The organism is Bacillus sp. FSL K6-1000 (assembly GCF_038630785.1).
GTDB classification, from domain to species: domain Bacteria; phylum Bacillota; class Bacilli; order Bacillales; family Bacillaceae; genus Bacillus; species Bacillus safensis.
In genome coordinates this window covers 2,139,350-2,163,796 of record NZ_CP152042.1, presented here as the reverse complement: position 1 = coordinate 2,163,796, position 24,447 = coordinate 2,139,350, and the positions used below count along the sequence as shown (strand labels likewise).

The 24,447-nt window shown below is 42.2% G+C and carries 24 protein-coding genes and 1 other annotated feature (1 of these 25 running past the window's edge); of the genes, 18 read left to right on the top strand and 6 right to left on the bottom strand.

Features of this window, described 5'->3' with window-relative positions; genetic code table 11:
• Positions 1-91 precede the first annotated feature (91 nt).
• The 4 genes from mce to MHI46_RS11050 are packed head-to-tail and all read left to right on the top strand — an operon-like array spanning position 92 to position 3,587.
• Positions 92-514 carry a methylmalonyl-CoA epimerase gene (gene mce, locus MHI46_RS11065; RefSeq protein ID WP_058838013.1) on the top strand — a complete coding sequence of 141 codons (423 nt, stop codon included), beginning with the start codon at positions 92-94 and terminating at the stop codon, positions 512-514.
• A complete protein-coding gene (locus MHI46_RS11060; RefSeq protein ID WP_342503253.1) occupies positions 507-1,970 on the top strand; it encodes an acyl-CoA carboxylase subunit beta in 1,464 nt (487 codons plus the stop codon). The genes mce and MHI46_RS11060 overlap by 8 nt, the downstream gene beginning before the upstream one ends.
• A 16-nt stretch (positions 1,971-1,986) precedes the next feature.
• Positions 1,987-3,108 (top strand): tripeptidase T, encoded by a 1,122-nt coding sequence (locus MHI46_RS11055; RefSeq protein WP_111292258.1) that lies wholly within the window; start codon positions 1,987-1,989, stop codon positions 3,106-3,108.
• Between the two features lie 14 nt (positions 3,109-3,122).
• Positions 3,123-3,587, top strand: a complete 465-nt coding sequence (locus MHI46_RS11050) for a chemotaxis protein CheW (protein ID WP_039179788.1) — start codon at positions 3,123-3,125, stop codon at positions 3,585-3,587.
• Positions 3,588-3,623: 36 nt separating this feature from the next.
• On the opposite strand, the gene MHI46_RS11045 is transcribed toward MHI46_RS11050, so the two are convergent.
• Together MHI46_RS11045 and MHI46_RS11040 are read right to left on the bottom strand one after the other, a co-directional pair.
• Positions 3,624-4,442 (bottom strand): membrane protein insertase YidC, encoded by an 819-nt coding sequence (locus MHI46_RS11045; RefSeq protein WP_260774073.1) that lies wholly within the window; start codon positions 4,440-4,442, stop codon positions 3,624-3,626.
• A 28-nt stretch (positions 4,443-4,470) separates the two neighbouring features.
• Positions 4,471-4,752: a hypothetical protein gene (locus tag MHI46_RS11040; protein WP_039179781.1), complete on the bottom strand. Its 282-nt coding sequence runs from the start codon at positions 4,750-4,752 to the stop codon at positions 4,471-4,473.
• Positions 4,753-4,932: 180 nt separating this feature from the next.
• Between MHI46_RS11040 and MHI46_RS11035 the strand changes: the two genes are divergently transcribed.
• The 10 genes from MHI46_RS11035 (at position 4,933) to MHI46_RS10990 (ending at position 15,011) form a co-directional block, all read left to right on the top strand.
• A complete protein-coding gene (locus tag MHI46_RS11035; RefSeq protein ID WP_260774071.1) occupies positions 4,933-5,925 on the top strand; it encodes a carbon-nitrogen hydrolase family protein in 993 nt (330 codons plus the stop codon).
• Positions 5,926-6,039: 114 nt separating this feature from the next.
• A complete protein-coding gene (locus MHI46_RS11030) occupies positions 6,040-7,284 on the top strand; it encodes a DNA polymerase IV (protein ID WP_260774069.1) in 1,245 nt (414 codons plus the stop codon).
• A 98-nt stretch (positions 7,285-7,382) separates the two neighbouring features.
• The gene (gndA, locus tag MHI46_RS11025) at positions 7,383-8,792 is read left to right on the top strand and encodes an NADP-dependent phosphogluconate dehydrogenase (RefSeq protein WP_041086071.1); all 1,410 of its coding nucleotides are present in this window, start codon (positions 7,383-7,385) and stop codon (positions 8,790-8,792) included.
• A gap of 114 nt (positions 8,793-8,906) precedes the next feature.
• Complete coding sequence (locus MHI46_RS11020) at positions 8,907-9,755, top strand: GRP family sugar transporter (RefSeq protein ID WP_059374856.1); 849 nt, start codon at positions 8,907-8,909, stop codon at positions 9,753-9,755.
• Positions 9,756-9,767: 12 nt separating this feature from the next.
• Entirely contained in the window at positions 9,768-10,553 is a 786-nt protein-coding gene (locus MHI46_RS11015) for an SDR family oxidoreductase (protein ID WP_126681618.1), read from the top strand.
• A gap of 136 nt (positions 10,554-10,689) precedes the next feature.
• The gene (locus tag MHI46_RS11010) at positions 10,690-11,001 is read left to right on the top strand and encodes a PTS sugar transporter subunit IIB (protein ID WP_041086064.1); all 312 of its coding nucleotides are present in this window, start codon (positions 10,690-10,692) and stop codon (positions 10,999-11,001) included.
• A gap of 3 nt (positions 11,002-11,004) precedes the next feature.
• Positions 11,005-11,337 carry a PTS lactose/cellobiose transporter subunit IIA gene (locus MHI46_RS11005; protein WP_039179767.1) on the top strand — a complete coding sequence of 111 codons (333 nt, stop codon included), beginning with the start codon at positions 11,005-11,007 and terminating at the stop codon, positions 11,335-11,337.
• Positions 11,338-11,362: 25 nt separating this feature from the next.
• On the top strand, positions 11,363-12,709 hold the full coding sequence (gene celB / locus MHI46_RS11000) for a PTS cellobiose transporter subunit IIC (protein ID WP_041086060.1): 1,347 nt from the start codon (positions 11,363-11,365) through the stop codon (positions 12,707-12,709).
• On the top strand, positions 12,693-14,099 hold the full coding sequence (locus tag MHI46_RS10995) for a glycoside hydrolase family 1 protein (RefSeq protein ID WP_260774063.1): 1,407 nt from the start codon (positions 12,693-12,695) through the stop codon (positions 14,097-14,099). Before celB ends, MHI46_RS10995 begins: the two co-directional genes overlap by 17 nt.
• 189 nt (positions 14,100-14,288) lie before the next feature.
• On the top strand, positions 14,289-15,011 hold the full coding sequence (locus tag MHI46_RS10990) for a GntR family transcriptional regulator (RefSeq protein WP_047202254.1): 723 nt from the start codon (positions 14,289-14,291) through the stop codon (positions 15,009-15,011).
• 47 nt (positions 15,012-15,058) lie between these two features.
• On the opposite strand, the gene zwf is transcribed toward MHI46_RS10990, so the two are convergent.
• Positions 15,059-16,534, bottom strand: a complete 1,476-nt coding sequence (gene zwf, locus MHI46_RS10985; protein WP_058838005.1) for a glucose-6-phosphate dehydrogenase — start codon at positions 16,532-16,534, stop codon at positions 15,059-15,061.
• A gap of 221 nt (positions 16,535-16,755) precedes the next feature.
• Here zwf and rnz point away from each other — a divergent pair, with 221 nt between their 5' ends.
• Together rnz and MHI46_RS10975 are read left to right on the top strand one after the other, a co-directional pair.
• Positions 16,756-17,685: a ribonuclease Z gene (gene rnz / locus MHI46_RS10980; protein ID WP_260774059.1), complete on the top strand. Its 930-nt coding sequence runs from the start codon at positions 16,756-16,758 to the stop codon at positions 17,683-17,685.
• A gap of 139 nt (positions 17,686-17,824) precedes the next feature.
• Positions 17,825-19,132: an aminotransferase class I/II-fold pyridoxal phosphate-dependent enzyme gene (locus MHI46_RS10975; RefSeq protein ID WP_039179751.1), complete on the top strand. Its 1,308-nt coding sequence runs from the start codon at positions 17,825-17,827 to the stop codon at positions 19,130-19,132.
• Positions 19,133-19,178: 46 nt separating this feature from the next.
• On the opposite strand, the gene MHI46_RS10970 is transcribed toward MHI46_RS10975, so the two are convergent.
• Both MHI46_RS10970 and namA read right to left on the bottom strand, forming a co-directional pair.
• Positions 19,179-19,943: an alpha/beta hydrolase gene (locus MHI46_RS10970; protein WP_024422899.1), complete on the bottom strand. Its 765-nt coding sequence runs from the start codon at positions 19,941-19,943 to the stop codon at positions 19,179-19,181.
• A 120-nt stretch (positions 19,944-20,063) separates the two neighbouring features.
• Positions 20,064-21,080: an NADPH dehydrogenase NamA gene (gene namA / locus MHI46_RS10965; RefSeq protein ID WP_144491432.1), complete on the bottom strand. Its 1,017-nt coding sequence runs from the start codon at positions 21,078-21,080 to the stop codon at positions 20,064-20,066.
• Between the two features lie 140 nt (positions 21,081-21,220).
• Here namA and MHI46_RS10960 point away from each other — a divergent pair, with 140 nt between their 5' ends.
• On the top strand, positions 21,221-22,834 hold the full coding sequence (locus MHI46_RS10960; RefSeq protein ID WP_260774055.1) for a M20/M25/M40 family metallo-hydrolase: 1,614 nt from the start codon (positions 21,221-21,223) through the stop codon (positions 22,832-22,834).
• 129 nt (positions 22,835-22,963) lie between these two features.
• Positions 22,964-23,443 carry a DinB family protein gene (locus MHI46_RS10955; protein ID WP_212043134.1) on the top strand — a complete coding sequence of 160 codons (480 nt, stop codon included), beginning with the start codon at positions 22,964-22,966 and terminating at the stop codon, positions 23,441-23,443.
• A gap of 34 nt (positions 23,444-23,477) precedes the next feature.
• Here the strand turns inward: MHI46_RS10955 and proC are convergent, their stop codons facing one another.
• A complete protein-coding gene (proC, locus tag MHI46_RS10950; protein ID WP_260774051.1) occupies positions 23,478-24,305 on the bottom strand; it encodes a pyrroline-5-carboxylate reductase in 828 nt (275 codons plus the stop codon).
• Between the two features lie 41 nt (positions 24,306-24,346).
• Positions 24,347-24,447 (bottom strand) — a binding site (T-box leader) (it continues 111 nt past the right edge of the window).

The following is a 24,447-nucleotide window of genomic DNA, read 5'->3' as shown; positions in this document are numbered from 1 at the left end:
TATAACCGAAGATTTTTGCGACAAGCGCAGTTGTCTTTATTTTATCTGGTTTTTTCATATGCGACAAGTGATCAGCAAAGGAAGTGAACGGATGACACAAATCGATCATATTGCCATTGCCGTCTTTTCTATTAAAGAAACATCTCAAAAGCTTCATCAGCTATTTAATTGGCATTTTTCAGACATACAAGAGATTCCTGAGCAGGAGATTAAAGCGTCCTTCGCTTCACTTGATGATCTGCACATTGAATTAATTGAGCCAATCTCAGCCCGCAGTAAACTACATAATTTCTTAACAAAAAGAGGAGAGGGGCTTCATCATATTGCGCTAAAGTCGGGTGACATTCAGGCTGATCTTAGCCGTCTCGATCACCTTGGCGTGCAGCTTCTCCAAAAAACAGCACAGTTGGGCGCCAGCGGAAAGCAAATTGCATTTATTTCACCTAAAGAAACGTCAGGTGTGTTATTTGAATTGTGCGAGTCCTTGAAAGGAGAGAAACATAGTGATGAATGAATCGTTCAATGACTTGTCTGAATGGCGGAAGAAAGCGTTAATGGGCGGCGGCGAAAAACGAGCAGCGGCTCACAAGAACAAAGGAAAGCTGACGGTTCGAGAGCGGCTTCATGAACTTCTTGACGAGGGCAGCTTGATGGAAATTCAGTCATTTGCAACAGGCGAGCTCTCAGAGCATGTTGGTGACGGTGTCGTCATTGGAACGGGACTCATTCATGGAAAACCAGTATGTGTTTATGCACAAGATGCAACAGTATACGGAGGCTCTTTAGGCGAAATGCATGCGAAAAAAATAGCCTCTTTAATGGACCTGGCAGCTAAAAATCAGATGCCGGTCATCGGTCTAAAAGACTCAGGTGGTGCGAGAATTCAAGAGGGTGTGGTATCATTAGAAGGATACGGACAGATCTTTAAACGGAATGTGCTGTACTCTGGTCGAATCCCGCAAATATCTGTTATTTTAGGTTCATGTGCTGGAGGTGCAGTCTATTCTCCTGCATTGACTGATTTTGTCTTCATGACAGAGCAAACAGCTCATATGTTTTTAACTGGTCCGAAGGTAATAGAAAAAGCAACAGGAGAAACGGTCTGTCCTGACCGTCTTGGCGGTGCAAGTGTTCAGCATCAGACAAGCGGGAATGTGCACTATACTGGGAAAGATGAGATGGACGTGTTAAAAGCGGTTCGAACTCTTTTAACGTACATACAAACGAAACAACAATCTGTCACACGCGCTGGGGCACGAAAGCACGATTCCGCCGATCCAGGCAGAATTCTGCCAAAGAATCCATCACGCACCTATGATGTCAAACAAGTGGTGACAGCGATAACCGATCCAGACTCATTCTTTGAAACGCAGCCTTGTTTCTCAAAAAATATTGTCACAGGTTTTGCCAGATTACAAGGAGCCTCCATTGGTGTTGTTGCCAATCAGCCAAAGGTGCTGGCAGGCAGCCTTGATCTTGACGCTGCCGATAAAGCGGCCAGGTTTATTCGATTTTGTGATGCGTTTCATATTCCGATCTTAACCCTTGTGGACGTTCCTGGTTTTTTACCAGGGGAGAAAGCTGAGCATGCAGGAATTATCCGCCACGGTGCAAAGCTTTTATATGCGTATGCTGAAGCAACCGTTCCCAAAATTACTGTGATTTTAAGAAAGGCGTTTGGCGGTGCTTATGTCGCGATGAATAGCAAGGGCTTAGGCGCTGACTTTGTTTATGCATGGCCAGAGGCCGAAATTGATGTCATGGGGAAAACGTTCGCAGACGAAATCGTTCATCCTGCTTCGCGCGAGTCTATGAACAAACCAAGTGTATGGAAAGCGGCTCAGGCAGGTCTGATAGACGATATTTTCATGCCGGCTGAAACGAGAGAGCGATTGATCCGCTCATTTGATGTACTGCGCAGTAAGGAAGAAGATAGACCGTTAAAAAAGCATGGCAACATGCCGCTATAAGAGGAGGAGCATCATCATGATCAATGAAAAACGCTTACTAGACGAATTTTTAGAATTAGTTCAGATTGATTCAGAAACAAAACACGAAGAGAAAATTGTTGAAGTCCTAAAAGAAAAATTCTCGCAGCTTGGTCTAAAAGTGGTTGAAGACGATTCAAAAGCGGTAACAGGCCACGGCGCAGGCAACCTTGTCTGCACATTAGAAGGAAATCAAGAGGCAGATACGATTTATTTCACTTCTCATATGGATACAGTGGTACCGGGAAATGGCGTAAAACCAGTCATTGAGGACGGCTATGTGAAAACAGATGGAACAACGATTCTTGGAGCTGACGATAAAACAGGACTTGCTGCTATGTTTGAAGCGGTCCGCGTGTTGAAAGAGAAAAATTTACCGCACGGGACGATTGAATTTGTGATCACAGCAGGTGAGGAATCAGGACTTGTTGGAGCAAAAGCGTTAGATCCGAATTTGATGACAGCGAAATACGGCTATGCCCTTGATTCAGATGGCAAGGTTGGTACGATTATCGTCGCTGCACCAACACAGGCAAAAGTACGTGCAACGATTTATGGAAAAACAGCTCACGCAGGTGTCGCGCCTGAAAAAGGTGTGTCTGCGATTACCATTGCATCAAAAGCAATTGCCAGCATGCCTCTTGGCCGGATTGATGAAGAAACAACGGCGAATATCGGCCGTTTTGAAGGCGGAACACAGACGAATATTGTGTGCGATCAAGTCGATATTTTGGCGGAAGCACGCTCTTTAGAACCAGCAAAAATGGAAGCTCAAGTAGCGAAGATGAAAGAAGCCTTTGAAAAAACCGCTAAAGAAATGGGCGGAAGTGCCGATGTACAAATTGACATCATGTATCCAGGCTTCAAATTCTCACACGGCGATCAAGTCGTAGAAGTGGCGAAAAAAGCGGCAGCAAAAATTGGTCGTCCTTCAGAACTGCAGACGAGCGGCGGAGGCAGTGATGCAAACGTCATTGCAGGCAACGGCGTCCCAACTGTCAACCTAGCTGTTGGATATGAAGATATTCATACGAAAAATGAGAAAATGCCGATTGAAGAATTAGTCAAAACAGCTGAAATGGTTCTCGCCATTATCGAAGAAACGACAAATCCATCGTAAAGGCAGGAGACTCTGTGAGCGCGCAAAAGATTATTATTTTTCAGGTGGGGCAAGAGGAGTTTGGCATCAGTGTAGAGCATATTCGTTCGATTGAAAAGGTCCCTTACTTACAAGAAGTATCGAACCTTCCAAAAGAAATTAAAGGGCTGATGTCATTAAGAGGAGAGGTCATTCCTGTCAGTGACACAGGTGTGATGCTTCACGGAAAGCCTCTTGATGTAAACGAGCAGTCAAAGGTACTGCTATTTGAAGTAAACGATCAAATGATTGGCTGTCTTGTCTCAGATGCAAAAGATATTATCGATATCGAGCAAAGCGAGATCAAGCCATTTCATATGAACACGAAGGCCTCTGAATATTTCTTCGGCGTTGTGGAGAGAGAAAACAAAATGATTTTACAAGTGGACCCAAATAAGTTCCTTGGGAAAATTGAGGACCTCGATCAATTGCCAGACCGGTTGAAAGAAGAATTGGCATAATGAAAAGCCCCTTATCGTGAGATAAGGGGTTTATTTTTATTCAGCAGCTGGTTTGGCTTGTTCGTTAGCCGCAGCTTTCGTTTTTGATTTTTGGTACATGACATTTAAAATAATCGTTTGAATCGTGAGTAGTAGTCCGCTTGTCATCCAGTATAAAGGAAGAGCAGCGGGTGCATTAATTGAAAGAAACAGCATCATGATTGGGAAAATCATGCCCATTACTTTCGCCTGCTTCAGCGCAGCCTCTGTCTGGGTGCCTGATTGCTTCGCATATTTTTGCGTGACATAAAATTGTAAGAAATACATAGCCCCTGCAAAAATCGCCACCAATAAATCGGTTTGTCCTAAATTAAACCATAAGAACGTATGAGTTGCGATCTCAGGTGTTGAGCGGATTGCTGAGTAAAAGCCAAGAACAATTGGAATTTGTATCAGCATCGGCAGACAGCCCATGGCAAGCGGGTTCACATTGTTCTCTTTATATACTTTCATCATTTCCATTTGCAGTTCTTTTTGTTTTTCAGGTTCTTTCGTTTTCTTCAATTTGTTTTGTATTTGGTCAATCTGAGGCTTCACCAGTGCCATTTTTTCCTGCATGACTCTTTGCTTCTTAAATTGATTCGCAAAAAGCGGGAAAATCAGCAGGCGGACAATCAAGGTGACGAACATAATCGATAAACCATAATCATCATGAAAGAAGTTCGCAAGCCAAATGATCAGCTCAGAAAAAGGCTGAACAAAATAATGATGGAAAAACCCATCAGAGCTCGTATTCGTTTGCGTACTCGCTGCAAATGCAGGTGACGCAATCATCATCAAACATAAAGTCGTAAAAACAGTCAATAAACGTTTCAATTCGTTTCCTCCTCATGATTAAAAAAATTTAATTAGCGAGAGGAAGCGAATGGTCTTCATCATCATTAGATGATCTTTTCATTCGAATGACTTTACTAATCCAAGTTGTAATGCGATCATATATGATAAACAGAAAGTCTGTTCGATTCAAGCAAGATGCGTCCAACTCTTCCAAACGATGCCCACCAAGGTGTTCGTTCATACGGCAGTCTTTTAATAAAAACGCAATGCCGATGGCCGTCAGCGCTGGAAGAATAATCGTAAAGAATTCAACAAGGAAAAAGACTTCATTGAATGTATCAATAATCATGATTATCACATCCATTTCATTACTCACAGTGTACTATACACATGGTTAAATGTCTAACAGAACCGCGTGTTTTCTCCATTAAATAAAATTCCTTATTATGTATAAAATAGTAAATGTCATCCAAACTTCATATTTCCTATCCTATAATGAGGGGGATGAAAAGAAATGGAGGTTTTGAATATGACAAGTATTTACCCAAAGTTTCGAGCAGCTGCGGTACAAGCAGCACCGGTCTACTTAAATTTGGAAGAAACCGTTGAGAAATCATGCGACCTGATTGACGAGGCAGCTTCAAATGGTGCAAAGCTTGTGGCATTCCCAGAAGCATTTTTACCTGGTTACCCTTGGTTTGCTTTTATTGGTCATCCAGAATATACAAGAAAGTTCTATCATGAATTATATAAAAATGCAGTTGAAATCCCTAGCTTAGCCATTCAAAAAATCAGTGAAGCAGCAAAAAGAAATGAAACGTACGTTTGTATATCATGCAGTGAAAAAGATGGCGGCTCTCTCTATTTAGCTCAGCTTTGGTTTAATCCAAATGGAGATTTAATAGGAAAACATCGGAAAATGAGAGCTTCTGTAGCAGAAAGACTCATTTGGGGGGATGGAAGTGGCAGTATGATGCCAGTGTTTCAAACTGAAATTGGAAACCTTGGCGGATTGATGTGCTGGGAGCATCAAGTCCCGCTAGATCTTATGGCGATGAATGCCCAAAATGAGCAGGTACATGTAGCCTCTTGGCCAGGTTATTTTGATGATGAAATATCAAGCAGATATTATGCCATCGCGACACAGACATTTGTGCTGATGACATCATCTATATATACGGAAGAAATGAAAGAGATGATTTGTTTAACGCAGGAGCAAAGAGATTACTTTGAAACATTTAAGAGCGGACATACGTGCATTTACGGGCCGGATGGGGAGCCGATCAGTGATATGGTTCCAGCTGAAACAGAGGGAATTGCTTACGCTGACATTGATGTAGAAAGAGTCATTGATTACAAGTATTATATTGATCCGGCTGGACACTACTCCAATCAAAGTTTGAGTATGAATTTTAATCAACAGCCTACTCCGGTTGTGAAACAATTATATCCTCAAAAAAATGAAGTATTCACATATGAGGACATTCAATATCAACATGGTATACTTGAAGAAAAAGTGTAAATGAACGGGAAACCTTCTCTTTTTTAGAGAAGGTTTTTTTGAGGAAAGATGAAATAAATCAATGTATAATCAAAAATAGCTGATCAAAATTCAGGTAGACAAGAAAATGGGGTTATGCCAATGTCAAATATTATTTTTCATATAGACATGAATGCTTTTTATGCCAATGTAGAAATGGCGTATGATCCTTCTTTGCGAGGGAAACCTTTAGCCATCAGCGGAAATGCAAAAGAGCGTAAAGGGATTGTTGTGACGTGCAGCTACGAGGCGAGAGCATTAGGTGTGAAGCCCCCGATGCCCTTGTGGGAGGCGAAGCGGCTATGTCCGGGACTCATTGTCCGCACACCGAACTTTGACCGGTACCGCAGCTCCTCACAAGAGATGTTTACAATACTTAGAGAATACAGCGATTTAGTCGAACCTGTATCGATTGATGAGGGCTACATTGATTTAACGCATACGCCATATGCCGAGCATGCGGTAAAAACGGCTCATGATATTCAAACAAGGCTAGTAGAGGAGCTGATGCTTCCTTCAAGTATCGGCATTGCACCGAATAAATTTTTAGCGAAAATGGCGTCTAATTGGAAAAAGCCAATGGGCATCACCATATTGCGTAAACGAGATGTTCCGAACATGCTTTGGCCGCTCCCTGCTGGTGACATGCACGGGGTTGGACAAAAAACGGCAGATAAATTGAAAACCATCGGAATTCATACTATAGAAGACTTAGCGAAAGCGAATGAGTATACGCTAAAAGAATTGCTTGGTATTAATGGACCGAGATTAAAGCAAAAGGCGAATGGTGAACATGACGGCATCGTGGACCCAGAAAGAATATACGAATTTAAATCCGTCGGCAATTCATCCACTCTGCCTCATGATTCGGATGATTCAGATGAACTTGTCACGCTAATTGATAAGCTGTCACAATCTGTGAGTGCAAGGTTAAGGAGAAAAGAAGTGATGGCGAATCGGCTGCTCATCATGATTCGGTATGCAAGCTGGAAAAATATCACGCGAAGTATCATGCTCACAAATCCAACGGATCGAAAGGAAGACATATTTGAAGCGGCAAAACAGTTATTCCTGAAACATTGGAATGACCAGCCAGTAAGGCTCTTAGGTGTGACGGGGACAGACCTTGTAGAACGAAAAGCAGCTGTTAAACAGCTTGATTTATTTTCATATACAGAAGATGCAAAAGAAGAGCCCCTCCAAACCATTTTAGATGGACTGGAAGAAAAATATGGAAAACCATTGGTGCAAAGAGGGATCACCATTAAGGAAAAAGAGAGTAAAACAAGCGGGACAAGTTTTAATAAAGATTTTTTTCAGGACGAAAGAGGAAATGACTAGCCTGAAAACTTGATAAAAGAGGTGATGTTGTGGTAATTTCAAAGGGTACATCATTTCAGCAGTAATCAATATAGTGTGTTAGAAGGGACGTCAGAATTATGTCAAAACAACAAATCGGTGTGGTTGGACTAGCCGTTATGGGGAAAAACCTTGCCCTCAATATTGAAAGCCGCGGCTTCTCCGTATCCGTTTATAACAGATCTAGCAGCAAAACAGAAGAGTTTCTTCAAGAAGCAGAAGGAAAAAACGTTGTTGGCACATACAGCATCGAAGAATTTGTTCAGTCGCTTGAAACACCGCGTAAAATTCTTTTAATGGTAAAAGCTGGTGCAGCAACAGATGCAACCATTCAATCATTACTTCCTCACCTAGAGAAAGGTGACATTTTAATTGATGGTGGAAATACATATTACAAGGATACACAAAGACGTAATCAAGAGCTTGCAGAAAGTGGCATTCACTTTATTGGTACAGGTGTTTCCGGCGGTGAAGAAGGCGCGCTAAAAGGTCCTTCCATCATGCCAGGCGGTCAAAAAGAAGCACATGAGCTAGTGAAACCAATTTTAGAAGCGATCTCTGCGAAAGTAGATGGCGAGCCTTGTACAACGTATATCGGCCCAGATGGAGCAGGACATTATGTCAAAATGGTTCATAACGGTATCGAGTACGGAGATATGCAATTGATCTCTGAATCATACTTTATCTTGAAGCATGTTGCTGGATTGTCAGCAGGGGAGCTTCATGAAGTATTCTCAGAGTGGAATAAAGGCGAGCTTGACAGCTATTTAATCGAAATTACAGCTGACATTTTCACAAAGGTGGATGAAGAAACAAACCAGCCGCTTGTGGATGTGATCTTAGATAAAGCTGGTCAAAAAGGAACTGGAAAATGGACAAGCAAAAGTTCACTTGATCTAGGTGTCCCGCTTCCAATCATTACTGAGTCTGTTTTTGCGCGCTACATTTCAGCTATGAAAGATGAGCGTGTGGAAGCAAGTCAATTGATCCAAGGTCCTGAGCCTGCGCAATCAGCTGAGAATAAACAAGAGCTGATCGAAGCGGTTAGAAAAGCCCTATTCATGAGTAAAATCTGTTCTTACGCACAAGGCTTTGCGCAAATGAAAGCAGCGTCTGATGAATATAACTGGGATTTAAAATACGGTGAAATTGCGATGATCTTCCGTGGTGGATGTATCATTCGTGCAGCCTTCTTACAACAAATTAAAGAAGCATATGACCGTAATCCTGAACTGAAAAACTTATTGCTTGATCCATACTTTAAGGATATTGCTCAAAACTATCAATCATCACTTCGTAAAGTCATTTCACTTGCAGTGGAACAAGGAGTTCCTGTTCCTTCATTCTCAAGTGCACTTGCTTACTTTGATAGCTATCGCACAGCTGTCCTTCCAGCGAATTTAATTCAAGCACAGCGTGACTATTTCGGTGCACATACGTATGAGCGCACAGATAAAGAAGGCGTATTCCATACTGAATGGATGAAATAAACAGAACGACTGAAAAACCTTACCTTTGGTAAGGTTTTTTTGTTTGCATCTTTTCGGCTAAAAATGAGAAAAAGAGGGATGCTATGTAAAAAAGACAAGAAAGTAGGGATAGAAGTGGGCATCTTATATGCACTTCTCCCAGCGATATTTTGGGGAAGTATTGTTCTCATCAGTGTCAAACTAGGCGGAAATGCGTATCAGCAAACTCTCGGCATTACGCTCGGCGCGTTTTTATTTTCGATTGTAGCTTTTTTCATCAAAATGCCAGAGCTGACACCGCTTATATTTGCGGTTTCCGTCATTTCAGGCATCTTTTGGAGTATTGGACAAATGAATCAGCTTTCAAGTGTCGCTTTTCTCGGCGTGTCTAAAGCGGTTCCTTTATCAACGGGCATGCAGCTTGTGAGCACGACCCTATTTGGCGTCATGGTCTTCAAAGAATGGCAGACAATGACGGTCATACTCATTGGTTCCTGCGCCATTTTACTGATCATTGCAGGTGTTGTCATGACATCGCTCGGTCAAAAAAAGAATGGCGGCGAGAATGGCAGAGGCAATTTTAAAAAAGGGATCATTATTCTACTCATATCCACCGTCGGCTACGTCGGATATGTTGTCATTTTAAGATGGTTTGATATTGATGGCTGGTCTGCACTCGTCCCGCAATCTGTCGGCATGCTGCTTTCATCCTTAGCGATTAGTTTAAAGCAGGATCCATTTAGTAAATATACGTTTAGAAATATCATTGCCGGTCTTATTTGGTCAACAGGAAATCTTGGACTGCTTTTGGCCATTCCATTAATTGGCGTAGCCGTAAGCTTTTCAATGTCACAAACAGGGATTGTCATCTCAACACTAGGTGGCATTTACTTATTAAAAGAGAAAGCATCTAGAACAAGCTTTGTCATTGCAGGCTGCTTGATGATTATTGCAGGCGGTGTGCTGCTAGGCTTTACAAAATAGGAGGTAACACGAATGTATCCAGATTTAGAAGGAAAAACAGTTCTGATTACAGGCGCAGGTACAGGAATTGGCCAAGCGATGGCACGCCGATTTGGACAAGAAAAAGCCAATGTGGTGATCAATTACTTTTCTGACAAAGAAAATCCGGATGACACCATTGCAGATATTCAAAAACATGGCGGACAGGCTGTGAAAATCAAGGGAGATGTATCAAAGGAAGAGGATATGCAGGCAATGATTAATAAAGCTGTTGATACATTCGGCAGTCTTGATGTGATGATCAATAATGCAGGCATTGAAAATGAAGTGCCTTCCACCGAAATGACGCTGGATAATTGGAACAAAGTGATGTCTACCAATTTAACAGGTATGTTTCTAGGATGCCGTGATGCACTAAAGTATATGACGGATCATGGGATAGAAGGCTCGATCATTAATATGTCGTCGGTTCATCAGCAAATTCCTTGGCCTCATTTTGTCCATTATGCAGCTAGTAAAGGAGGCGCCAAGCTTTTGACAGAAACATTGGCGCTTGAATATGCCCCTAAAAAAATCCGTGTAAACAGTATTGCACCAGGCGCCATTGATACCCCGATTAATGCGGAGAAATTCGATGATCCGGCCTTGAAAAAAGGCGTAATTGAGCTGATTCCAATCGGCTATATTGGAAAGCCGGAAGAAGTGGCAGCATGCGCTGTCTGGCTGGCATCAAAAGAAGCAAGCTATGTTACGGGCCTAACGTTATATGTAGACGGCGGCATGACAAAGTATCCAGGTTTTCAGGCAGGAAAAGGATAATATAAAAAAAGAGCGTACAATACGCTCTTTTTTTATATTAAATACAGACAAATAAAATTAAATGTCTAGACATTTAAAAATAAAAATATATAATATTAATTGGAAGCGCTTTTATTACAACAATGGGGTGAGAGAAATGAAACGTATTTTATTAGCATGCAGTTCAGGAATGTCTACGAGTTTACTAGTGACAAAGATGAAAGCACATGCCGATTCAATTGGGGACGAAGCAGAAATTTGGGCAGTTGGGCAAGATCAAGCAAGAAAAGAAATGGCGAATGCGGATGTTGTGTTAATCGGACCGCAAATGAGCTTTTTAAAAGGAGACCTTCAAAAAGAAGCAAAAAAATACGGGATTGAGGTAGAAGTCATTGATATGCAGGCATACGGGCTTGCCGATGGACAAAAAGCGTATGAACAGGCACTTACACTGATGGGGGAATCTTAAAGGATGGAAAAGAAAACACTCGAAGGGCTCACGGAGGAACAAGTCAGCTTTCAATTGATCTTACACAGCGGGAATGCACGCAGCAAATTGCTCGAGGCTCTGAAACAATATCGAGAAGGTCTAGAAGAAAAGGCTTTTGGTCTCATGAAAGAAGCGGAAGAAGATTTAAGGCATGCACATGACATCCATTTTCAACTCGTACAGAAAGAGGCAGGAGGAGAAACAACATCCTTTTCCTTACTACTCATGCACGCCGAAGATCACTTAATGTCGACCATTACCATCAAGGAGCTTGTGGGAGAGCTCCTGCCGATATTCCAATCGCTGAAACAATAAAGAGTGTAAACAAGGGGGGAAACCAATGTTTGATAAAATAAGTGCCATTTTGGTTCCGATTGCTGGGAGATTGAACAACAACCGCTATTTAGGCGTATTAAGGGATGCCTTTATGCTTGCGTTCCCGCTCACCATCTTTGGTTCCATTATGGTTGTGCTGATGAATTTGCCATTTTTAGATAAAATCATGAGTAAAACCGTACTGGAAGGCGTCCAGTCTGCACTGAATATCGCACCGAGTGCGACCATCAGCATTATGAGTGTGTTTGTTGTATTTGGGATTGGCTATTATTTATCAAAAAGCTATGATGTAGAAGCTGTCTTTGGCGGCGTGATTGCTTTAGCCTCTTTCTTGCTTCTAACTCCGTTTTTACTAGAACAAGAAGGCGGTGCAACGATTGCAGGCGTTATCCCAGTCGATCGTTTAGGTGCTAAGGGGATGTTCTTAGGAATGATCACAGGCTTTTTATCTGCTGAAATTTATCGTTATTTTGTACAGAAGAAATTTGTGATCAATATGCCGCAAGGGGTTCCGCCAGCTGTTTCCAAGTCTTTTGCTGCACTGATCCCGGCTACTTTGACACTTACAACCTTTTTATTAATTAACATCATCATTACTCAAGGCTTCAAAACAAATATGCATGATCTGATTTATCATGCAATTCAGGCGCCGCTTGTCGGTCTTGGAAGCGGTATCATTCCGACGTTGATCGCTGTTTTCTTTATACAAATTCTTTGGTTCTTTGGGCTTCACGGTCAAATTATTATCAACTCTGTCATGGATCCGATTTGGAATACATTATCCATTCAAAACCTAGAGAGCTATACAAAAACAGGTGAGGTTCCTAATATCATCAGCAAGCAGTTTATTGAAATCTATACGGTTGGAATGGGTGGAACCGGTATGACGCTTGCTGTTGTGTTTACCATTTTAATTTTCCTGAAAAGTAAGCAATTAAAACAAGTAGCCAAGCTCGGCTTAGGGCCAGGATTATTTAACGTCAATGAACCGATTATCTTCGGTTTACCAATTGTTATGAATCCGCTTATTCTGATTCCGTGGATTTTGGCGCCAATGGTCATTACATGTATTACTTATTTTGCGATGGCATCAGGCATTGTACCGCCGCCTACAGGCGTGAATATCCCGTGGACAGTTCCGATCTTTATTAGCGGAATGATGGCGACAAATTCACTAGCTGGCGGTCTGCTTCAGTTGTTTAACCTGATGATTGTGTTTGTCATTTGGTTCCCGTTCCTGAAATTTATTGACCGGATGAATGTGAAAAATGAAAAAATAACGACAACAGAAAATACGAAGACAGCAAACATCAAAGGTGAAGGAGACTCAATACATGTCGATGGAAACTAACAAGCAATCATATACATTTCCAGAAGGTTTCTGGTGGGGATCTTCTGCTTCTGCGACGCAAACTGAAGGGAGCGTCCCTGGTGATGGAAAGGGACCGAACATTTGGGATCATTGGTTTGAACAAGAGCCGACTCGTTTTTTTGATGGTGTAGGGCCGAACATGACATCTCAATTTTATCGAAAATATAAAGAAGATATCCGTCTAATGAAAGAAATTGGCCACAATTCATTTCGGCTGTCGATTTCATGGTCACGCCTTTTACCTGAAGGAACAGGTGCCGTCAATGAAGAAGCGGTGTCCTTTTATAATGATGTGATCAATGAATTGATTGCACATGATATCGAGCCATTTGTGAACCTATACCATTTCGATATGCCAATGGCGCTGCAGGAGAAAGGCGGCTGGGTGAACAGACAGGTGGTCGACGATTATGTCAGCTATGCGACATTATGCTTCCAATTATTTGGTGACCGGGTGAAAAAATGGTTTACCCATAACGAACCGATTGTCCCTGTAGAAGGCGGATATATGTATAGCTTTCATTATCCAAACGAAGTCGATTTCCAAAAGGCTGTGCAGGTCGGTTTTCATGAACTGTTATCAAATGCGAAGGCGATTGCGGCTTATAAAGAGATGCAGCAAGACGGTAAGATTGGCATCATCTTAAACCTGACCCCTTCGTATCCGCGAAGTCAGAATCCGCGCGATGTAGAAGCAGCAGAGATGGCCGATGCTTTCTTTAACCGCTCCTTCTTAGATCCTGCGGTGAAAGGACATTTCCCGGAAAAACTAGTAGAAGTCTTAAAGAAAGAAGGCTTTATGCCAAGTATGGAAGAAGGGGATCTTGAGCTGATTCAAGAGAATACGATTGATCTTCTTGGCATCAACTACTATCAGCCAAGAAGAGTGAAAGCGAAAGAGCATATGCCGCATCCTCAAGCACCATTTATGCCGAACCATTATTTTGATTCTTTTGAAATGCCGGGAAGAAAAATGAATGTGTATCGAGGCTGGGAAATCTATGAAAAGGGCATTTACGATATATTGAAAAAAGTCCAGACAGACTATGATAATATCGAATGCTTTATTTCTGAAAATGGTATGGGTGTCGAAGGAGAAGAGCGGTTTAAGGATGAAGAAGGAATGATTCATGACGATTACCGTATTGACTTTATATCTGAGCACCTCAAATGGGTGCATCAAGCCATTCAAGAAGGAAGCAATGTGAAAGGTTATCATCTGTGGACATTTATGGACAACTGGTCCTGGTCGAATGCATATAAAAATCGTTATGGATTTGTCTCAGTTGATCTTCAAAAAGACGGGAAACGAACGATTAAGAAGAGTGGATACTGGTTTCAATCAGTTTCAAAGAATAACGGTTTTTAATCAAAATACTTGCTCTTTCCTTGAAAAGGGCAAGTATTTTTCTTATGTGACGGTAAGTGGATGAAACAAAAATGGCTGGCACCTTTTAAGCTCACATCCCTTAGTGTAGAATGAGAAGAAGGCTAAAAAACGCCATATTCCTTCTTGAAATAAGGCGCTATGAAAAAACAAGTCAGTTGGTGGTGTGAGATGAAGAAGTACGAACTCATTTCAGAAGAAATCAGAAAACGAATAGGAACAGCATATTATCCAGAAGATCAACCCATTCCAGATGAAAACTCGCTTGCCGCTGAATTTCAATGCAGCAGAATGACGATGAAGCGTGCGCTTGATCTTCTCGTTGCAGAAGGTCTGCTCTTTAGAAAAAGAGGCCACGGTACATTTATTGTGAAGGCAGCGCTCAATCAAGGGGCCATCAATGTATCAGGCCATGAAAATAAAGGGTTTACAAAAGTCATGGCGGATAAAAACGTCACGACTCAAATCATTCACTTTGATGTCCATTTTCCAAGCGAAGAGGTGGCAGCCCATCTATCTATTGACTCAACCACACCTGTTTATGATATCATCCGGCTCCGTCTTGTGGATGAAGAGCCTTATGTATTAGAAAAAACGTTTATGCCTGTCAATCTCATTAAGGGCATAGATGAAAAGGTTCTACTGGGTTCTATCTATGGCTACATTTCAAATCAGCTTCATTTAAAAATAGCAGGAGCGCACAAGAAAATTAGAGCGGCTAAATCAGATCAGCTGGATCAGCAGTATTTAGGGTGTGACCCAACAGATCCTGTGCTTGAAGTCGAGCAGGTTGCTTATTTAAACGCAGGGCAGCCATTTGAATATTCATTTAGCCATCATCGCTATGATAAATTTGACTTTTCAACGGTTGAAATCACGAAAACAGGACGTTAAAAAAAGAGCAGAACCCCCAAGGGAGACTGCTCTTTTTTCATTTGATTTTATATGTTCCACCAATGATATCCATCTTTTTCTAGAAGCTCATCAGCTTCTTTCGGTCCCATAGAACCAGCAGGATAGTTTGGTTTTAATGTTTTGTTTTCTGCCCATTTCTCAGAAATCGGATCAACGAAGTTCCAAGAAAGTGCCACTTCATCCCAGTGAGCAAAGTTTGTTGCATCGCCTAGTAAGCAGTCATGAATCAGTTTTTCATATGCTTCTGGTGTATTCATGATGTCGTTATAGTTTGTCTGGTAGTCGAGTTTAATCGGTTTCGCATACGTGCCGCCATCCAGCTTGCGAGCATTCAGGTGAAGGGTGATGCCTTCATCTGGCTGAATATGAATGACAAGTAGGTTTGGATGCATAGCATTTCCGTTACCATAGTACAGGTTCATTGGAATGTCTTTAAATTGAACCACGATTTGAGTAGATTTCTTTTCTAACCGTTTTCCTGTACGAATGTAAAATGGCACCCCGGCCCATCTAAAGTTATCAATCAGCAATTTCCCAGCAACAAATGTTTCTGTGTTTGAGTTCGGGTCAACATTTTGTTCTTCCAAATAAGAAGGAACCACGCTGCCATCAATCGTACCCGTATCATACTGTCCGCGGACAAAGAATTGATCGACCTCATCTTTAGAGAAAGGACGAAGAGCGCGCAAAACTTTCCGTTTTTCGCTGCGGATTTCCTCTGTATTCAGTTTAATTGGCGGCTCCATTGCTAAAAGGGCAACCATTTGAAGCATATGGTTTTGGACCATATCTCTTAGTGCACCAGAATTTTCGTAATATCGAGCCCTGTCTTCAACCCCCAATGATTCACTGGATGTTATTTGAATGTTTGAGATATAGCGGTTTGTCCAAAGCGGTTCAAAGATGGCATTCGCAAAACGGATAACCTCAATGTTTTGAACCATTTGTTTACCAAGATAGTGGTCAATACGATAAATTTGATCTTCTGTGAACGCATCACGAATTTCTTCATTTAATGTTTTCGCACTTGGCAGATCATGCCCAAATGGCTTTTCAATGACAAGTCGTGACCAGCCGGTTGTTTCTGATACGCCCTCACTCTTTAGGAACTTCGCAATCGTTCCGAAGAATTCAGGTGCCATAGCTAAATAGAACATGCGGTTATTTGGAATACTGTACGTATCTTCAAGGCCTGTTAGAAGCGTGTTAAGTGATTGATAGGAAGCAGGGCTTGATACGTCAAAATCGTGATAATAGAAATGTGAAATGAACTCTTCTGTTTTCGCTTCTGCATCATCAGAAGAAACAGATTCCTTTACCACAGATCTGAGGTCCTCATGAGACCACGGACGGCGTCCAACTCCAACAACAGCGAATTGATCACCGAGCTTTCCGCTATGATAAAGTCTATGTATAGAAGGGTAGAGCTTGCGTTTGGCAAGGTCTCCTGTTGCGCCAAAAATGACAATGACTGCTTTAGGGTTATTAGTTTCTGTATTCACGAGAAGTACCTCACTTTATTCGTAGCATTGTTGTAAAAACCGAGAATGTATGTACATTTTCTTTATTTTAAAGGTTCATTGTTCGTAAAGCAAACATTTGATTCGACTTTTTCTGCTCTCGTTTCACTTTTTTCAAAAATTCCGCTGAATTCACATTTACCTTGTCTTCATGTATTCTATATGAATGAAGATATTGTATACCGGCTTTAGGAGGAAAAGTAATGGAACTGCTCTTTTTAGGAACAGGTGCAGGCATTCCTGCAAAAACAAGAAACGTCACTTGCACAGCGCTAAAGCTTTTAGAAGAACGAAATGCAGTGTGGCTTTTTGATTGCGGAGAAGCAACACAGCACCAAATCTTACATACAACGATTAAACCGAGAAAGATCGAGAAAATATTTATCACACATATGCACGGAGATCATGTATATGGCCTTCCGGGACTTCTTGGCAGCAGATCCTTTCAAGGCGGGGAGGATGAATTGACGATCTATGGACCAAAGGGCATCAAGGCCTTTGTAAACGCAGCACTTTCAGCCTCGCAAACGCATTTGACATATCCGCTGCATATCATAGAAATAGAAGAAGGGATCGTATTTGAAGATGATACCTTTCAAGTAGAAGCAAGAAGAGTCTCTCACGGGATTCCGGCTTTCGGCTACCGGGTTGTGGAAAAAGATCTGCCTGGTTCATTAAAAGCCGAAGACCTAAAAGAAATCGGTGTAAAACCTGGACCTTTGTATCAGAAGTTGAAAAATGGGGAAACCGTGACACTCGAAGATGGAAGAACCATCGATGGAACCGATTATTTGGAACCCCCTAAAAAAGGGAGAATCGTTGCATTTTCAGGAGATACCCGTTTGTGCGAGAATATAACAAGGCTTGCCAAAAATGCGGATGTGTTAGTCCATGAAGCAACATTCGGTAAAGAAGATGCAGATTTAGCCTACAATTATTATCACAGCACAACAGAACAAGCAGCGAAAACAGCACAGGAAGCAGGCGCAAAAAGGCTCATTTTGACCCATATAAGTGCACGTTACCAAGGAGAAGAGGCACTGAAACAACTGTTGAAAGAAGCCCGCGATATATTCCCGCTGACAGAAGCTGCACATGATTTCTCTTCTTTCCCCATTGAACGCACCCTGTAAAAATTGGATGAATCGTCAAAAAAAGTTGTGTGATTTTTTTGATATTTATGATGACGCTCTTTTTCAGGTAGTGGTAAAATGGTGAAGAAAAAACAAATGACGAATTAAACTATGAAGAATACGGGAGGCACAATCAAAGATGAGCGGTTTTACAGCATTAAGTGAAGCAGAATTGAATGACCTATATGTGGCACTACAAAATGAGTATGAAACTTACAAAAGTAAAAACTTGCACTTAGACATGTCTAGAGGGAAGCCTTCACCAAAACAGCTCGATTTGTCTATGGGCATGCTCGATGTTGTGACATCAAAGGATGCAATGACAGCTGAAGATGGCACAGATGTGCGAAACTATGGCGGCTTGACAGGCCTTCCTGAAACGAAGAAATTTTTTGCAGATGTACTTAATTTAAAGCCTGAACAAATCATCATCGGCGGTAACTCAAGCCTGAATATGATGCATGATACCATTGCACGTGCGATGACTCACGGCGTATGTGACAGCAAAACACCTTGGGGAGAGCTGCCAAAGGTAAAATTCCTTGCACCAAGCCCAGGGTATGACCGTCATTTTGCCATTTGTGAGCTATTTAACATAGAGATGATCACGGTCGATATGAAGGCTGATGGACCTGATATGGATCAGGTAGAAAAATTGGTCGCAGAAGATGAAGCGATTAAAGGCATTTGGTGTGTACCAAAATATAGCAATCCAGACGGCATTACGTATTCAGATGAAGTCGTTGACCGCCTAGCTTCAATGAAAACAAAAGCAGACGACTTCCGCATTTTTTGGGATGATGCATATGCAGTCCACCATCTAACGGATACACCTGATACGTTAAAAGATATTTTTCAAGCAGTTGAAGAGGCAGGATACCCGAACCGTGTGTTTATGTTTGCGTCTACGTCTAAAATTACATTCCCAGGCTCAGGTGTTGCACTGATGGCATCTAGCCCGGACAATGTGAGCTTTACTCAAAAGCAATTATCGATTCAAACGATCGGACCTGACAAAATCAATCAACTAAGACATCTTCGTTTCTTCCAGAATCCAGAAGGTTTGAAGGAACATATGAAAAAGCATGCAGCGATCATTAAGCCAAAATTTGACCTCGTTCTTTCCATTCTTGACGAAAAACTTGGCGGAAAAGATATCGCTGAATGGCACAAGCCAAATGGCGGATATTTCATTAGTTTAAATACACTTGATCATTGTGCAAAAGCGGTTGTGCAAAAAGCTAAAGAAGCAGGTGTCACAATGACAGGTGCAGGTGCAACATATCCATATGGAAAAGATCCGCTTGATCGTAACATTCGCATTGCACCAACATTCCCGGCTCTTGAAGAACTAGAGCAAGCGATTGACATCTTTACATTATGTGTTCAGCTTGTCAGCATTGAAAAGCTGCTTTCAGAAAAAAGTCAATCTGCTCCAACGGCATAAATAAAAGAAACTCCTTGACTCATAATGGGTCAAGGAGTTTTTCGTTTTAATTAGCAGTTTGATAATAGGAGACAGGTTGTTTGGCTGCGCACCATACATCATAGATGGCAAGCTGTACAATATGCGGTTCATCATGATGAATATAGTGCGAGCTGTTCTGCGCTTGAATCCATCCGCTTTGGGATGACAAAGACAGCATGCGTTTATGAAGTCTGAGCCAAGCTTCATGCGCTGGATGAAACAATCGGCTCTTACCTGATGAAATGACAAGAAGCGGCATCATCCCATAATGGGTTTGCTCCTCTTTGATTGTGCTTAACATTTGCTGAAAGTCCTCATGCGTACATTCTGCTGTAAATTGCGCCATATATGAAGTGCGTTCTTCCTTTGATAAAAGCGGCAGGATCACCTGCTCTTGTTCCTCACTTGCTGGGTCTAGCAGCACCATGCCGATGACATCATCTCCTCTTCGGCTTGCCCATAGCCGGCTGACAAGAGAGCCGAATGAGTGAGCGACGATGAGAAATGGCGGCTGAATATTGGCTTCTTTCAGCAGCGCATCTAAATCATCAGCGAGGTCATGCAAGGTTCTTCCTTCACCGCTCTCACTGCTCTTTCCATTTCCTAAACGGTCGTATAAGAAAACCCCAAGCTCTGGGTCAATATCACGGGCCATATTCGACCACGTATCACTAGAAATGCCGTAGCCAGCTTCAAAGATAATCGTGGCTTGCCTTTTGCCTTGACGATGTTTTGTATAAAAATGGTGTCCATCTATATGATACATTTTTTCAATCATTGCCGAATTCATTCTTCCATCTCCTCTAAGTGGTTCTTTAGCTAAAAGACGGCACAAAAGGCAGATATGTTTCTCTTAAAAACAAAAAAGATGCCTATTTCGAAAAATAGACACCTTTTTTCCTAAGAGCTTTTACCAAGCGCGATCATATTGACGCGGGCTTTCGATGGATGTACGGAGCTCTTGAGCAGCTGTTTTCGGGAAGTATGGATCCCGTAAAAATTCTCTGCCAATAAAGATCAAATCCGCACGCTGATTTTGTAAAATCTCCTCTGCCTGTACACCAGATGTGATCAGACCGACAGCAGCTGTTTGAATGCCGGCCCCTTCTTTTATTTTCTCTGCGAATGTTACTTGGTAGCCGGGGAATGTGTTGATTTTCGCCTGTACGACAGCACCTGAGCTGACATCAATTAAGTCGACACCTTGCTCTTTGAGCCAAGTGGCAATCCCAATATAATCTGCAATATCAAGTCCTTTTGTTGTGTAATCAGAAGCCGACACACGGACAAATAAAGGTCCGTCCCATACGGCGTTGACTGCGTCTACGACTTCTCTTAAGAAACGATAGCGGTTTTCTGGTGAACCGCCATAGTCGTCTGATCGGTGGTTCGCAAGCGGTGAAAGAAATTCATTGATTAAATAGCCATGTGCACCATGAATTTCAATGATGTCAAAGCCCGCTTTTTTTGCCCGTACAGCTGCATCCTGAAACGCCTGAACGGTATCTTTGATTTGATCAACAGACATCTCGACAGGGGTTTTAGATGTTTCATCAAATGGAATGCTTGATGGTGCAAGGATGTCCCCATCAAGTTCAGCTTTACGTCCTGCATGGGCTAGCTGGATGGCTGTCTTCGTTCCGTATGCTTTGATTTGTTCGTTTAATGAAGCGAAACCTTCAATGTGCTCATCGCTCCAAATACCGAGGTCTTGATCACTAATTCTTCCCTCAGGAGATACAGCACTTGCTTCCACCATAATGAGGCCAGCCTGACCTTGTGCACGGGAAATATAATGTGTGAAGTGGAAAGGCTGTAATTTCCCATCACGGTCATAAGATGAATACATACACATCGGGGACATCACGATGCGGTTTTTCAGTGTAACACCTTTTAATGTCCAAGGTGAAAAGAGTTTTGTTTCCAAATACCTTCGCCTCCTCATGGAATTGTATAGCCGATTATAACAGCCATTCAAACTTTCGTCATAAAAGGTGCTCAAAGAATATAGCTTTTATACACGTTTTTGTATAATGGAGAGATAGAGACATCAAAGGGGGAGAACGGATGAAATGGCAAACAGAGAGTGAACTAAAGGAGCTCCTGACAGCTCTTATGCAATATGAAAGCATATCAGGTACAACAGGAGAAGTCGCGTTAGCGGAATACTTATATTATTTGCTAAGGGAACGGCCTTATTTTGAGCAGAACCCTGATCATTTGGCTTTGCATCCGATGAAAGATGGCCGGTATTATTTAACGGCACTTGTGAAGCGCAGTACGCTGCGGCGTACCGTGCTGCTTCTTAGTCACTTTGATGTAGTTGATACAGAAGATTACGGCGAATTTCAAAACATGGCATGCAAGCCTGAAGAGTTAATGGCATCCTTTTCGCAAAAAAATGCGCTTCTTCCAAAGAGGGCAAGAGAGGACCTTGCTTCAGGCGACTGGCTGTTTGGGAGAGGGGCCATGGATATGAAAGCAGGGCTCACCGTGCAGCTTTCTATGCTGGAAAGAGCGATGACAGAAACATTTGATGGAAATGTCCTGCTTGTCACAGTTCCTGATGAAGAAGTGAATTCACAAGGAATGCTTGAGGCTGTCCCGAAACTAAAGGAGCTTAAAGAAAAGCATGACCTTGACTATACCGCGTGTTTAAACAGTGAGCCCATGTTTGAAAAGTATCCAGGGGATGAACATCATTATATGTATACAGGCAGTATAGGAAAGGTATTAGCCGGATTTTTCTGTAAAGGGATTGAAACGCATGTAGGAGAGCCATTCTCAGGCTTAAATGCGAATTTTATGGTATCTGAACTAAACAGGCTGTTAGAGCTCAATAGTGATTATTGTGAGGAAGTAGATGGTGAAGTAACGCCGCCCCCAACGAACTTAATGCAAAAGGACTTGAAAGAAGCCTATTCCGTTCAAACACCTCACACAGCCGTATCTTTATTTAATGTGCTCATGATGAAACGTTCAAGTGAAGAACTGCACGGCCTTCTCTATGATACTGCGAAACAAGCAGCAGACCAAATCGAGGCCAATCTTCAGCAGAAAACTGCTGACTTTCAGCGCTTCAAACACTTTACACCAATTGACACTCGGGTTACGGTACTCACGTATCACGAGCTGTATCAAAAGGCCGCAGAACGCTCTGGTGAACAGGAGGTTGAGCGCATTGTCAACTATGCCTTTGCCAACCGGGGTGAGCTTGGAGATCGTGATTTTTCAACGAAAATTGTCTCGGAGCTGACGACGCTTTGTAAGGAAGAAGGACCGCTGATTGTTCTATTTTATAGTCCGCCATTTTACCCTTCTGTCTCCTCAACAGAAGATCCGCATATTCAGAAGACATTCAAGAAGATTCAAGAAGAGGCAAAAGAGGTGTACGGACTTGAAGTAGAGGAAGTGAAATATTTCCCGGGATTGTCTGATTTAAGTTACTTACAGCTCGAAAAGCAGGAGGTAGGTCATTACACGACCAATATGCCGCTTTACCAAAAAGGCTATTCTTTACCGCAAGGAGAAAAGGAAGCCCTTTACGTTCCAGTCATCAACGTGGGTCCATTAGGAAAGGACCCGCACAAATGGACAGAGCGGCTGCACGTCCCGTTCTCTTTTGGCATTTTGCCAGAATTACTAGAATCAACGATTCATGCTTTATTAGAGAAAAAGTAAGTAGATGTGTGAAGAGCTCTATCTTGATGATAGGGCTTCTATTTTTAAATAAACGATCTTTCCACTTAGATAAATAGAGTATGATATTGATGAAGACTTACAATTATTTGTAGGGGGTAAGAACATTAAATGGAAACTGGGATATTAACAAAAACAGACATCATCACATCGCTTCAGGAAAGTATGCGTGAACTTGAGAAGCTAGTGGAGGCTTGTGATGATAACACACTGGATCAATCTTTAGGGGAGGGGAAATGGTCAATCAAGCAGCTCGCCGGTCATTTGTATGACACAGAAGAAGTCTGGTCAGAGCGGATAGAGCAGGCGATATCAGATGATCAAACGCCCTTTCAATCGTATGATCCTGAAATGTATGTGAAAGAAAGAGCGTATGAATGGTATAACGCAGAGGAGATCAAAGCATTGATCAAACGGATGAAAGAGAGAAGATACAACACGCTTAGGCTATTAGAAAAAGATATATGGGAACAATCAGGCCTGCATCCGGAAGAAGGACTGATGACCGTTCAAATATTAGCTGAAACCATCGCTTTACATGAACAACATCATCTGGATCAAATCAAAGCCATCATGTCAATGAGGCAGTGAAAAAGCACCCGCATCAAAACAGGTGCTTTCAAATTCATTTATACGTGCTTGCTGAAAACATTTCGTTTAATTCTGCTGCGCGTTTAGTGGCTGTTTTGACACAATCGACAACGGCCTCTTCAAATTGATAGGTAGCCAGTGTGTTCAGGCCGGCTTCTGTTGTTCCGCCTTCACTTGTGATTTCTTTGCGCAGTTCGGCAGGTTCTTTTCCGCTGTCTTGAAGCATATTGGCGGCGCCTGCAATCATTTGGCAAATGAGTAATTTCGCAGTTGCTTGGTCCATTCCAAGTTCCGAAGCACCTCGCTCCATTCCTTCTATCAAATGATAAATGAAGGCAGGGCCGCTGCCTGCGATGGCTGTCACCGCATTTAACTGTGATTCATCTAATACGGTGACGTGCCCGATTGTTTCAAACAGTTCGACGGCCTTTTTCTTTTGCTTTTCAGTAACTTCACGACTTACGGCAATACCTGTTGCTGACTGCTGAATTGCCGCTGATGTATTTGGCATCGCACGAACGACTGCACTCTTGCCGCCAGCGTAGTGTTGAATCGTTTCAATGGAAATACCCGCTAAAATCGAAATGATCAGCTGTCCATGTAAATGAGGCTGGACTTCAGAAATTCCGCTTTCTGCATCCCTCGGTTTTAAGGCAAATACGAGAATATCTGCTTCTTTATAAATAAAGGACCGAGCGAAATCCGTTTTGACCCCATATCGGGCCTGTAATTCCTCTAATCGTTTTTCATTCGTTTTGTTTGTGACAATGATATCTTCATTCGACATCATGCCGCTTTTTAATAAACCTTTGATCATAGACTCTGCCATCGAGCCTGCACCGATAAATCCAATTTTACTCATAAGCTGCTCCTCCTTGTAGAAAATAAAAAAACCTCTCGCCTGAAAAGGACGAAAGGTTTTTCGCGGTACCACCCTCAATTAGCATGCAAACATGCATACTCAGCTCTAGTCCCTTAACGCGGGAAACGTTTAGGTTTGCCTA